The sequence below is a fragment of the Campylobacter sp. BCW_6873 genome, assembly GCF_001762365.1.
Taxonomy (GTDB): domain Bacteria; phylum Campylobacterota; class Campylobacteria; order Campylobacterales; family Campylobacteraceae; genus Campylobacter_D; species Campylobacter_D jejuni.
The window spans coordinates 44,691-56,955 of record NZ_MJWS01000020.1 but is presented as its reverse complement, the minus strand read 5'-3'; the positions used below and the strand labels follow the sequence as shown (position 1 = coordinate 56,955).

The window sequence follows — 12,265 nt, the reverse complement described above, 5'->3', positions numbered from 1 at the left end:
TTTGCTTTAGCTTCTTCAAGTAAATCTCAAAGCATTGCTATGTCTGAAAAGGGTAATTTATATGCAGATGCAAGTGATTATATAAAGAGTGATTTAAATAATGGAAGCTATGGTTCTAATAAAGAACATTCTTTATTCATCCTTCCTTATACTTCTTCACAGAATGTTGAACTTTCTTTAAATGAAGAAAGTAAAGGACACACTAAAGGAACCATTATAGGTTATTCTACTTTAAAAGACAGTGGAATATATGGTGTGTATGCAGGTTATGAAGATACAAGAATGGGTTCAACTTATTTTGATATTAATAATAGAACCTATTATGCAGGTTTAAAATACTTTAATACCTTATTTACTACAGAAAAAGGTCAAGAAGTTTATATCAAAGCTCAAGGTAAAGCTGCTTTGATTAAAAATGATTTAACTAAAAAAATAGGAAATAATGAAGCTAAAGCTGAACCTAATTCTTATGCTTATGGAGTCAATACAGCCTTAGGTATGAATTTTATTTCTAATAAAGATATATTCTCCCCTGAAATAGGTCTTGCTTATGAAGGAGGCTATACTGAAGCTTTTTCTATGAAAGACACTATAGGACAAGCAACAGTTAAGGATGGAGAAAGAACCTATGCAAACTATTTAAATCTTTTCTCTACTAAAACAAGCTTTACTTGGTTTAGAGATTGGTTGCCTAATTTAAAAACTTCAGTAGAACTTGGAGCTAAGTTTAATATCAATCCTAAAGTAGAAGCTGAGGCTAGATTTGGAAATATAAAAGTAAGTGATGAGTTTGATTTACCAAGAATACAAAAATTTGTAAGCACTTCTTTTATCGTTCCTGTTAATGAAGCTTTCTATTTTAGTTTAAACTATAATGGGATGTTTGATAAAGATGGCAATACTCATACAGGATTTACTCAGTTTAATTATCTTTGGTAATATCACAAAAGATAATACTTAGTTTGATTAGTTTACTCTCCTACTTGTTAAAAATTTCATCCTGATAATTTTAAAATTATTAGGATGGATGTTTTTAAGGTTGTTAAACTCTTTTTAGATTGCAATCATTCTTTTAAAGTATTTTAAAAACTCAGCTAAGATTAACAATACAATCATTTTAAATTATTTTAATACAATTAAAAAGAAGTGAAGAGGATTGAAGATTAATACATTTGGTTGCGAAGGGGAGATTTGAACTCCCGACCTTCGGGTTATGAGCCCGACGAGCTAACCACTGCTCTACTTCGCGGCATATAAGATACTTTGAAATATAAAATAAGAAGTGGATGGGGTAAAGGGATTCGAACCCCTGAATGACAGGACCAAAACCTGTTGCCTTACCGCTTGGCGATACCCCAATAAATATTTTTTAAAAGTGTAATTATAGTGAATTTTAATTTATTTGTCAAGCAATTTAAGTTATAATTTTAAAAATTTTAAGGAAATAAAGATGAAATTTGTTAACGTAGAACAAGCGATTAGGGATTTACAAGCAGGGAAAATGCTTGTAATGGTAGATGCAGAAGATAGAGAAAATGAAGGCGATTTAATCTTTCCTGCGCAATTTAGCACTCAAGAAAAAGTAAATTTCATGATAAAAGAAGCTCGTGGTGTGGTTTGCGTAGCTTTAGATGAAACTTTGGCAAAAAAATTTGAACTTCCTTTAATGGTGCCTAAAAATACTTCAAACCACGAAACCGCTTTTACCATAACCGTAGATGCAAAAGATGCTACAACGGGAGTTAGTGCTTATGAAAGAAATATGACTATACAAATTTTTGCTGATGATAATGCTAAAGCGAGTGATTTTGTAAGACCAGGACATATCAATCCTTTAATCGCAAAAAAAGGCGGAGTTTTAGAACGCACAGGTCATACAGAAGGTACGGTTGATCTTTGTAAATTAGCAGGATTAAAAGGTGCTTGTGTGATTTGTGAAATCGTAAAAGATGATGGAGATATGGCAAGAAGAGAAGATCTAGAATTTTTTTGCCAAAAGCATGATTTAAACATGATAGCCGTAAGTGATCTTATAGAATATCGCCTAAAACATGAAAGCCTTATTAAGCTTGAAGAAAAAAGTCAAAGTGTTTTAGCAGGCTTTAAAGCAGAAAAATTTATCTTTAGCGATCATAATCAAACCCAACACATAGCTTTTTGCTTTAAAGATATCAAAAAATGTGAAAATGTTAAATTTCATATCAGTGGTAGTGATTTTGAGCTTTTAACTTCAGATAAATTTTCAAAACTTTTAGAGCAAATCAAATTTCTTAGTGAAAATGGTGGCGTTATAGTTTTCATGCAAGGAGAAAAATCCAGTACCACTCAATACAAAAACTATGGTATAGGAGCGCAGATTTTAAGATATTTTGGTATAGAAGAAATTAAACTTTTATCTCAAAGTTGTGATAAAGACTATATAGGCTTAGAAGGTTTTGGTTTAAATCTTAAAGCTTGTAATTTTAACTAAAAAGGAAAAAAATGACTTTAAAAGAACAAATTTTAAACGATATCAAAGAGGCAATGAAACAAAAAGATGATTTTAAAAGAGATAGTTTAAGAACTTTAAATGCAGCTTTTAAGCAAATAGAAGTGGATGAAAGAATAGAATTAGATAATGAAAGAATTTATAAAATTATTGCAAGTGAAATCAAAAAACGTAAAGACGCAATCGAACTTTATCTTAAGGCAAATCGTGAAGATTTAGCACAAAAAGAACAAAATGAAATAAGTCTTTTTGAAATTTATCTGCCTAAACAACTAAGTGATGAGGAGTTAACTTTAGCCTTAAAACAACTTATAGAAGAATTGGGCGTAAGTTCACTAAAAGAACAAGGTTTGGTGATGAAAGAAGCTAAAATAAAATTAGGTGCGAGTGTTGATGGTAAAAGACTTAATTTAGCACTTAAAGAGCTTTTACAATAATTTTTTGGAGTGTTATTATGAAAGAGTTAAGCGGTTCAGCAATGATTTGCGAGGCTTTAAAAGAAGAAAATGTTAAAATTGTTTTTGGCTATCCTGGAGGCGCTGCGCTTAATATTTATGATGAAATTTACAATCAAAAGTATTTTAAACATATTTTAGTGCGTCATGAACAAGCGGCTTTGCATGCTGCTGATGCTTACGCAAGAATGAGCGGAGAAGTGGGCGTAGCTATAGTTACAAGCGGACCAGGTTTTACAAATACTATTACAGGCCTAGCTACGGCTTATAGTGATTCTATCCCTTTAATATTGATTTCAGGGCAGGTGGCAAATTCTCTTATTGGTACAGATGCTTTTCAAGAAATTGATGCAGTAGGTATTTCAAGACCTTGTGTAAAGCATAATTATTTAGTTACTTGCATAGAAGAGTTTCCACGCATTTTAAAAGAGGCTTTTTATATAGCAAGAAGTGGTAGACCTGGGCCTGTGCATATAGATGTGCCAAAAGATATAAGTGCAACTTTGGGACTTTGGGAATATCCTAAAGAAATTTCTATGAAAACTTATAAGCCTGTTTATAAGGGTAACTCAAAGCAAATTAAAAAATTTGCAGAGCTTTTAAAAGAAGCAAAAAGACCTTTATTTTACTTGGGTGGAGGTTGTATCAGTTCTAATGCAAGTGAGCAAATCAGAGAGCTTGTAAAATTTACAAAAATTCCAGCAGTTGAAACCTTGATGGCGCTTGGAACTTTAAGAAGTGATGATGTTTTTAATCTCAAAATGGCAGGCATGCATGGAAGCTATGTCGCTAATATGGCTTTAAGTGAGTGTGATTTGCTTGTGAGTGTAGGAGCGAGATTTGATGATAGGATTACAGGAAAAACAAGTGAATTTGCCAAACATGCGACTATAGTTCATGTTGATATTGATCCTAGTTCTATTTCAAAGATTATCAATGCGCATTATCCTATAGTAGGAGATATTAAAGAAGTTCTTAAAGAGCTTTTAGAAGAGCTTAAAAAGGAAAATTTCAACACAACTTTTAAAGAATGGCACGAAACTTTAAAGCGTTATAATGAACTTTATCCACTTTCTTATGAAGATAGCAATGAAGTTTTAAAACCGCAATGGGTGATTGAAGAATGTGCGAAGATGGCTCCTGATGCAAGGATTATTACCGATGTGGGTCAGCATCAAATGTGGGTAGCACAGTTTTATCCTTTTAATTATCCAAGACAGCTTGCAACAAGTGGAGGGCAAGGAACTATGGGATATTCTTTGCCTGCTGCTTTGGGTGCAAAGCTTGCTGTGGATGAAGAAGTGGTGATTAATTTCGTAGGTGATGGATCGGTTTTAATGAATATCCAAGAGCTTATGACTGCTCGTGAGTATGGTATAAAAACTATAAATATTATTTTAAATAATGCCTTTTTAGGTATGGTAAGACAATGGCAAAGTATGTTTTATAAAGAGCATTTTTCACAAACAGATTTAAGCACTCAGCCTGATTTTATCAAAATTGCTCAAGGCTTTGGTTGCGAAGGTTATGAAATTTCAAGCAAAGAAGAATTCATTCAAGCTTTTAACCAAGCTTTAAAAAGTGATAAAACCTCTCTTTTAAATGTAAAAATTGATCGCTTTGAAGATGTTTTACCTATGGTGCCTGCAGGAAGTGCGATTTATAATATGATTTTACCAAAGGCAAAGGATAGACAATGAGAAGGGTTTTATCGGTAATTGTTTTAAATGAGCATGGGGTTTTATCTCGTATAGTAGGACTTTTTTCAGGAAGAGGTTATAATATTGACTCGCTCACAGTAGCACCTTTGGAAAATAAAGAATTTTCGCGTATTAATATAGTCACTTCAGGAAATGAAAGAACTTTTGAGCAGATAGTCAAACAACTTCATAAGCTTATTCCTACTTATAAAGTGATAGAAAGAGAAGAATTTATTGACAAAGAAATGGCTTTGGTGAAAATTCCTTTAAATGAAAATTTAGGTGGACTTGATGCCGTTTTGAAAGCTTATAATGGTACTATTGCAAATAGTAATGAGAATTTTTTGTTTTTAATGGTTGCTGATGATGCAAATCGCATTGATAATTTTTTAAAAACAATTAAAAAATACAATCCTAGTGATATAGTTCGCAGTGGATCTGTTTTGATGGAGATTAAATGAAATTAAGTGAAATAGCAGAATTTTTAAGCTTGGAGTATAAAGGTGAGGATATAGAAATCAGTGCTTTAAATTCTTTATTGAAAGCAAATTTTACAGAGCTTACTTATTGTGATGGTGAGAAAAATACCAAAGATATACCTCATACAGGAGCTGCTGCTATTTTAGTATCTAAAGAATATGAAAATTTAGTGCCTAAAGATACTAAAGCTTTGATTACTCAAAATCCACATTTGAATTTTGCTTTTTTAAGCAAGCTTTTTGCTAAGCCTTTGATAAGCACAGCTAAAGAAAAAGTGCAAAATATCGCAAAAAGCGCAAGAATTATGCCTAATGTCTATATAGGTGATAATGTCTATATAGGTGATAATGTAATCATTATGGCAGGAGCTTATATAGGCGATAATGTCAGCATTGGCGATGAGAGTATTATCCATCCTAATGTAGTGATTTATAATGACACTAAAATAGGTAAAAAATGTCATTTGCTTGCTAATTGTGTAATAGGAAGCGATGGTTTTGGTTATGCGCACAATAAAAACGGCGAACATTATAAAATTTATCATAATGGCAATGTGATTTTAGAAGATTTTGTAGAAGTGGGGGCTTGTACAACTATAGATAGAGCAGTTTTTGATAGTACTATTATCAAAGCAGGCACTAAGGTAGACAATCTAGTTCAAATCGGACATAATTGCAATATAGGTCAAAATTGTATCATTGTAGCACAAACTGGAATTTCAGGTTCAAGTGAGTTAGGACGCAATGTTATTATGGGTGGTCAAAGTGCAACGAGTGGACATTTAAAAATAGGCGATTTTAGTACTATAGCTGCAAGAGGTGGTGTGAGTAAAAATTTAGAAGGTGGGCGCGTTTATGGTGGTTTTCCTATCATGCTTCAAAAAGATTGGCTAAAACTTCAAGCTAAAATAGCAATAAATTTTAAAGAAAAATCACAAGATTAACATCGCATCGCCATAAGAGTAAAAGCGATATTTTTCTTTTATGGCAAGTTCATAAAGTTTTAAACACTGTTCTCTACCGATAAAAGCTGAAACTAGCATGATAAGAGTAGATTTTGGTAAATGAAAATTGGTCAAAAGATGATTTTGTCTTATAGGTGGATTTTGCGGGTGTAAAAAAAGATCGCAAAAACCATTTTTTGTTTTAGTTCTTGCGTAATATTCTATAGTTCTTGTTACCGTTGTTCCTACGCCTAAAATAGCTTGTTTTGAATCTATAATTTCACATGCTTGCTGCGGAATATTAAAAAATTCGCTATGCATTTTATGCTCTTGTATATTTTCACATTCCACGCTTTTAAAGGTTCCAGCTCCTACATGTAAGGTTAAATGATAAATTTCGTGTTTTTTTCTTAAATTTTCAAGCATAGTCTCACTAAAATGTAAACTTGCAGTTGGAGCAGCTACCGCGCCTAAATTTTTTGCAAAGATACTTTGATAATCTTTCAAATCACTTTTTTCATCCTCCCTTTTAATATAAGGAGGCAAGGGTATATGTCCTATCTTGTCAAGCAGGTTGTAAAGATTTGATGTGTCTAAGGTTTTATCATTTTGAAAAAATTGAACTTTTCGAAGACCATCATCTAAAAGTTTTACAACGCGCGCTTTTAAATCCTCTTTAAAATATAAGATTTCATCTTTTTTAACACGCCCTTTAATTTGAGCTAGAAAAAGTGGATTGTGAGAATTTAAAAAAGGTTGATGTAAGAAAAGCTCTATTTTTCCTCCGCTTGCTTTATTGCCATAAATTCTTGCTTTAATAACTTTAGTATCATTGAAAAAAATCGCGCAGTTGGGTAAAAAGTCTTGTAAATTTTTAAAAGTAGTGTGAAAAATTTCTTTGTTTTTGCGATCAAAAACCAAAAGCCTAGCATCTTCTTTTGGATTTGCAGGATAGTTGGCTATGAGTTCATTAGCTAGAGTGTAATCATAGCTTGAAAGAAGTAAGTCTTTATTCATCACTTTCTTTATCTTTTGGGGCAGGATTTACCTTTTGAACAATTAAAATAGAAAGTCCATAAAGTCCGCAAAGTGGTCCTGCCATTAAAAATTGAGATAAAACATCAGGTGGAGTCATAAAGGCTGAAAAAACAAAAATAACTAAAACAGCTATGCGAAAATGGCGTTTTAAAAAACTATCATCTATAAGCCCGATTTTAGCAAAGAAAAAGGCAATTACAGGCATTTCAAAAGCTAAGCCAAAAGCCACAACAACTTTTGTAAAAAAATCTACATAAGTTCCTATGGTAATCACAGGATTAAAATCTTCATTTAAACCAAAATTAATCAAAAATTTAAAAGCCAAAGGCACTACAACAAAATAACAAAAACAAGCCCCTAAGGCGAACATAATGCTTGCAAAGCTAACAAAAGGCACCACAAGGCGTTTTTCATTATCGTAAAGTCCCGGAGCTACAAATTTCCAAAATTGCCAAAAAATTACAGGTAAAGAAAAGATAAAGGCCGCAAAAAAACTAACTTTCATTGCAGTAAATAAGGCTTCTTGTACTTCAATTACATTCACATGTTTGGCTACTTCGGGCAAAACAGCTATAAGTGGAGCTTTTAGAATATCTAAGATATAGCTTCGTAGAGCAAAACATACAATAAACATAACTACAATGCAAGCAACGCTTATAAAAAGGCGTTTTCTAAGTTCTATTAAATGAGGTCTTAATTCTTCAAACATTTATTTTTCCGTTTTATCTTGTGTTTCTAATTTGCTAAGATTTGGTTTTTCTTCTGTATTTAAATTTTGTCCGCTAAGGTTATTTTTTGTGTTATCATCTCTGCTATCAAAGGTTAAATCTACCTTTGTTTTATCTAAAATATCTCTTTTAAGGTCATCAAATTCTTCAAAACTGAGTTTTTTGCGTATGTTTTCATTAGTGCTTGAAAATTCATCTTTGTATTTCTTAGCTTCTTCTTTTAAGTCATTGATGCGTATTTCTTTTTCTATGCTTGATTTTGCATCATCTATGTTGCGTTTTACAGCTTTTAGAATTTTTGCTATTTGTACTATAGCTTCTGGAAGTTTATCAGGCCCTAAGACTAAAATCGCTACAACTAAAATAACTATAATTTCACCAAAACTCATTAATCGTTACTCTTTGATTTGATATTTTAAATAAATATTTTACTTAAAAAACTTAAATTTAAGATGAGAGATATAAAGCAAGCTCATCGCTAATGAGAAAATTAGGATTAAAATATCTTTTATTTTTGTAAAAAAGTTTTTTTTCTTTTAATAATATATTTATTTTGTCTTTTTGCCATTGATTGAGTTTTGTTTCATCAATCCCTACTATACTTCTAAGTCCTAAAAATAGGTGTTCTAAATTCAAGTCTTTAAAACTTAGCTGCTCTATAGATCTAAAAGTGGGATTTTCTATGTAATTTTTTAAATTTTTTGCTGTATAAAAACGCTTGTTTTCATAAAATCCTACCGCACTTAATCCACAAGCTAGGTAGTTTTTTCCTTGCCAATAAGCAAGATTATGTTTGCAAATTTGGGCTTTGGTTTTTGAAAAATTACTGATTTCATATTGAAAAAAGTCAAGCTCTAGGAGTTGTTTGATGAAAAATTTCATTAAATTAGGAGCATTTTTTTTAAAGTGTTCTTTTTTGGCAAAGGCTGTGTTTGATTCTATGGTTAAATTATAAGCACTAAGGTGTGTGATTAAAGCCTTGATTTGTTTTAAGTATAAGAGTTCAAATTCAAGCATTTTTTTATTGTCTAATTTTGTATCATAAATAAGATCTAAATTGATATTTTTAAAACCTACTTTATTTGCGTTTTCTAATGCTTTGATAATCATTTCTTGATTATGAATTCTTCCAAGAAAGTGAAGTTTTTTAGGATGAAAACTTTGAGCTCCAAAAGAAATGCGATTAACTCCTAGATTTTTCATATTTTTAAGCCAATTTAATGTTGCTGAGTTGGGATTAGCTTCGCATGAAATTTCTACATTTTTATCTAGTAAAGGATATAAAATTTTAAAAATATCTTCATAATTATACGCATCAACACAACTTGGTGTTCCTCCGCCTATGAATAAGGTTTTAATTTGATTTGATTGAATGTTAAATTGTTTTAATTGAAAAACAATATCTTCTTTTAAAGCCTTAAAATAGGCTTTTTCATAATCATTTTTTTTCAAACTTGTAAAAGCACAATAATTACATTTGCTTTCACAAAATGGAATATGGATATAAAAATGCATAAAAACCCTAAAATATTTTATTAAATTTTTTTAATGTATTTTAATAAAAATTTGATTTGATTTAGGTTAAAATTATTTCCTTTAAATTAAGGAAAAATATTGTGGAAAACGAGAAAAATTATAGACCAAATGTTGCAGCTGTTATTTTGTCAAGTTCTTATCCTTTTGAGTGTAAGATTTTTATAGCTAGAAGAAGTGATATGGATAATATTTGGCAATTTCCACAAGGAGGTATTGATAAAGGTGAAAGTGTCAAAAACGCTTTATTTAGAGAACTAAAAGAAGAAATAGGCACCGATGAGGTTGAAATCATTGCTGAGTATCCAGAATGGTTGAGTTATGATTTTCCAAGTAAAATTGTTAAAAAAATGTATCCTTATGATGGACAGATTCAAAAATATTTTTTAGTGCGTTTAAAGCACAGTGCTACAATCAATATCAATACCAAGCATCCTGAATTTGATGATTATCAATTTGTGAGTGTTAAACAAATTTTTGAAATGATTAATCATTTCAAAAAAAATATTTATGTTAAAGTGATCAAATATTTTGAAGAGAAAGGTTATATCTAAAATGCTTATAGTTCAAAAATATGGTGGAACAAGCGTTGGAACACTTGAGCGTATCGAAGCAGTAGCCAATAGGGTTATTCAGAGTGCGCAACAGGGTAATCAACTTGTTGTTGTAGTATCTGCAATGAGTGGGGTGACAAATACTCTTATCGAGCAAGCTGAATATTTTAGTAAAACTCCTAATGGCAAAGATATGGATATGCTTTTAAGTAGCGGAGAGCGTGTAACAAGCGCTTTACTTTCTATTGCTTTAAATGAAAAGGGTTATCCTGCTATATCATTTTCTGGGAGAAAAGCAGGAATTATTACAGATAGTGTTTTTACAAAGGCAAGAATTCATCATATTGATACAAAAGCGATAAAATCAGAACTTCAAAATGGTAAAATAGTCGTTATAGCGGGTTTTCAAGGTGTAGATGAGGAAGGTAATGTAACTACTTTAGGGCGTGGCGGAAGCGATTTAAGTGCTGTGGCAGTAGCAGGTGCCTTAAATGCGGATTTGTGTGAAATTTATACCGATGTTGATGGGGTCTATACAACAGATCCAAGAATTGAACCAAAGGCAAAGAAATTGGATAAAATTTCTTATGAAGAAATGCTTGAACTTGCAAGTTTGGGTGCAAAAGTTTTGCAAAATCGTTCTGTAGAGCTTGCAAAAAAATTAAATGTTAACTTAGTAACCAGAAGTAGTTTTAACAATAACGAAGGAACAATGATAACAAAGGAAGATGGAATGGAACAAGCTTTAGTAAGTGGTATTGCTTTAGATAAAAATCAAGCAAGAGTGACTTTAAGAAATGTAGAAGATAAACCTGGAATCGCAGCTGAAATTTTTTCTGTTTTAGCAAATGAAAATATTAATGTAGATATGATTATACAAAATGTTGGAGTTGATGGTGCTACAAATTTAGGTTTTACAGTTCCTCAAAATGAACTTGAATTAGTCAAAAATGCTATGCAAAAAATTTTAAGTCCAAAAACAACCATAGAAAGCGATAGCGCTGTGGTAAAAGTTTCCATAGTGGGTGTAGGTATGAAGTCGCATTCAGGGGTGGCAAGCAAGGCTTTTAAAGCTTTAGCTGATGAGGGTATTAATATCGGTATGATTTCTACTAGTGAAATAAAAATTTCGATGATAGTTCATGAAAAATACGGAGAACTTGCAGTTAGAGCACTACATGAGTGCTATGGGCTTGATAAATAAATGAGTGATTTTTTAAGCTTTACTCTTGAAAATATTCGCAATGGCGGAGCTTTTATGGCATGGTTGGAGTCGCGTCGTTTAGAATGGGCTCCTTTGATGGCTGCAAGACTTAAATATCTTTTAGAGGGACGCACTTTTGTCTTAATGTGTGATGAACAAAGATCTTGGTATGAAGAGTATTTTTTAAAAAATATAAATTCAAAAGCCGCTCGTCCCATGCTTCCTTTTGTGTCGTTAAATTCTTTATGTAAAAAGAAAGTGCAAAGTTCAGAGGATATAGCTTTGCTTAACGACTTGCTTGACATTTCTTTTCCTAATGGTTATGTGTATTTTTATATAGGAAGTGCTTCTGATAATAAATCTTTAATCGCTAAATCAAGAGATGATAGTTTATTGTGGCTTTTTGATGAGCAGTTGCAAGATAGTTTTTATTTAAATTCTAAAGATAAAGACTTGGATATCAAGCTTATTAGTTTATATCAACTTTTTGATGTAAGTTTGGATGCAATATTATTTTCCAAGGTGCAATTAGGATAAATATTTTGTTTATTAGTAAGATTATTATCAGTGAAGATTTTTTAGGTATTAAAGAAGAAATGATTAATAATTTTGGTATTAAAAAATTAAGATTTTTTATGCCACAAAATGAATTTTTACTCGATGATGCAAGAGCAGTTGAAAAAGAAAGCTATATCGCAGAAACTGAAGAAAAAATTATTGTTTTAATGGCGGATTCTTATAGGGTAGAAGCACAAAATTTTTTACTTAAACTTCTTGAAGAACCTCCAAAAAATATTAAATTTCTTATCGTGGTACCTTCTAAAAATTTACTTTTGCCCACTATAAAATCACGTCTTATTTGTGAAAAAAGAAAAGTTGAAAAGGAGGTTAAAAAACTTGATTTGGATCTTAAAAGAATGGATTTAAGAATGCTTTTTGATTTTTTGCAAAAAAATGAAAATTTGGATAAAAATGAACTTATGGAACAAATTGCATTACTTGCTAAAGAATGTGTAAAATATAAAGATTTTAATGCTGAAGAATTAGAGTTCTTTTATGAAAGCTATGAGCTTGCAAAATTAAATTCTAAAAGTGGGGTGCTTTTAGCTACTCTTTTGCTAAATTACTATACAAAGAAATAA

General features: G+C 31.2%; 13 protein-coding genes, 2 tRNA genes and 1 pseudogene. 10 read left to right on the top strand and 6 right to left on the bottom strand.

All coding sequences use genetic code 11. The features are described from left to right. The coding region (locus AJ932_RS00585; RefSeq protein WP_148123011.1) for an autotransporter outer membrane beta-barrel domain-containing protein at positions 1 to 939 on the top strand (939 nt) is incomplete at its 5' end. Between the two features lie 234 nt (positions 940 to 1,173). Here AJ932_RS00585 and AJ932_RS00580 read toward each other — a convergent pair. Together AJ932_RS00580 and AJ932_RS00575 are read right to left on the bottom strand one after the other, a co-directional pair. Next, positions 1,174 to 1,249: transfer RNA gene (locus AJ932_RS00580), tRNA-Met, on the bottom strand. Between the two features lie 34 nt (positions 1,250 to 1,283). Beyond that, positions 1,284 to 1,358 (bottom strand) — tRNA-Gln (locus AJ932_RS00575). 92 nt (positions 1,359 to 1,450) lie between these two features. Here AJ932_RS00575 and AJ932_RS00570 point away from each other — a divergent pair. Genes AJ932_RS00570 through lpxD form a run of 5 tightly spaced genes read left to right on the top strand, consistent with a single transcriptional unit; the run spans position 1,451 to position 6,066 of the window. After that, positions 1,451 to 2,470, top strand: a complete 1,020-nt coding sequence (locus AJ932_RS00570) for a bifunctional 3,4-dihydroxy-2-butanone 4-phosphate synthase/GTP cyclohydrolase II (protein WP_070233245.1) — start codon at positions 1,451 to 1,453, stop codon at positions 2,468 to 2,470. 11 nt (positions 2,471 to 2,481) lie between these two features. Then, a complete protein-coding gene (locus AJ932_RS00565) occupies positions 2,482 to 2,925 on the top strand; it encodes a GatB/YqeY domain-containing protein (protein WP_002852081.1) in 444 nt (147 codons plus the stop codon). 17 nt (positions 2,926 to 2,942) lie between these two features. Continuing rightward, positions 2,943 to 4,643 (top strand): acetolactate synthase large subunit, encoded by a 1,701-nt coding sequence (locus AJ932_RS00560; RefSeq protein WP_070278473.1) that lies wholly within the window; start codon positions 2,943 to 2,945, stop codon positions 4,641 to 4,643. Further along, complete coding sequence (gene ilvN, locus AJ932_RS00555) at positions 4,640 to 5,104, top strand: acetolactate synthase small subunit (RefSeq protein ID WP_070278475.1); 465 nt, start codon at positions 4,640 to 4,642, stop codon at positions 5,102 to 5,104. Before AJ932_RS00560 ends, ilvN begins: the two co-directional genes overlap by 4 nt. Continuing rightward, complete coding sequence (lpxD, locus tag AJ932_RS00550; protein WP_070278477.1) at positions 5,101 to 6,066, top strand: UDP-3-O-(3-hydroxymyristoyl)glucosamine N-acyltransferase; 966 nt, start codon at positions 5,101 to 5,103, stop codon at positions 6,064 to 6,066. The genes ilvN and lpxD overlap by 4 nt, the downstream gene beginning before the upstream one ends. On the opposite strand, the gene queA is transcribed toward lpxD, so the two are convergent. The 4 genes and pseudogenes from queA to hemW all read right to left on the bottom strand — a co-directional run bounded on the left by queA (position 6,055) and on the right by hemW (position 9,347). Then, positions 6,055 to 7,083: a tRNA preQ1(34) S-adenosylmethionine ribosyltransferase-isomerase QueA gene (gene queA, locus AJ932_RS00545; RefSeq protein WP_070248252.1), complete on the bottom strand. Its 1,029-nt coding sequence runs from the start codon at positions 7,081 to 7,083 to the stop codon at positions 6,055 to 6,057. The genes lpxD and queA overlap by 12 nt on opposite strands. After that, positions 7,076 to 7,813 (bottom strand): twin-arginine translocase subunit TatC, encoded by a 738-nt coding sequence (gene tatC, locus AJ932_RS00540; RefSeq protein ID WP_002856930.1) that lies wholly within the window; start codon positions 7,811 to 7,813, stop codon positions 7,076 to 7,078. Before tatC ends, queA begins: the two co-directional genes overlap by 8 nt. Continuing rightward, positions 7,806 to 8,221: pseudogene (gene tatB, locus AJ932_RS00535) on the bottom strand (Sec-independent protein translocase protein TatB). Before tatB ends, tatC begins: the two are co-directional and overlap by 8 nt. Before the next feature lie 58 nt (positions 8,222 to 8,279). Beyond that, complete coding sequence (gene hemW / locus AJ932_RS00530; protein WP_002881855.1) at positions 8,280 to 9,347, bottom strand: radical SAM family heme chaperone HemW; 1,068 nt, start codon at positions 9,345 to 9,347, stop codon at positions 8,280 to 8,282. A 101-nt stretch (positions 9,348 to 9,448) separates the two neighbouring features. Here hemW and AJ932_RS00525 point away from each other — a divergent pair, with 101 nt between their 5' ends. The 4 genes from AJ932_RS00525 to AJ932_RS00510 are packed head-to-tail and all read left to right on the top strand — an operon-like array spanning position 9,449 to position 12,265. After that, entirely contained in the window at positions 9,449 to 9,919 is a 471-nt protein-coding gene (locus AJ932_RS00525; protein WP_044794063.1) for an RNA pyrophosphohydrolase, read from the top strand. A 1-nt stretch (position 9,920) separates the two neighbouring features. Then, the gene (locus AJ932_RS00520) at positions 9,921 to 11,123 is read left to right on the top strand and encodes an aspartate kinase (protein WP_002880294.1); all 1,203 of its coding nucleotides are present in this window, start codon (positions 9,921 to 9,923) and stop codon (positions 11,121 to 11,123) included. After that, complete coding sequence (locus AJ932_RS00515; RefSeq protein ID WP_002861289.1) at positions 11,124 to 11,660, top strand: HobA family DNA replication regulator; 537 nt, start codon at positions 11,124 to 11,126, stop codon at positions 11,658 to 11,660. 5 nt (positions 11,661 to 11,665) lie between these two features. Further along, entirely contained in the window at positions 11,666 to 12,265 is a 600-nt protein-coding gene (locus AJ932_RS00510) for a DNA polymerase III subunit delta' (RefSeq protein ID WP_002880295.1), read from the top strand.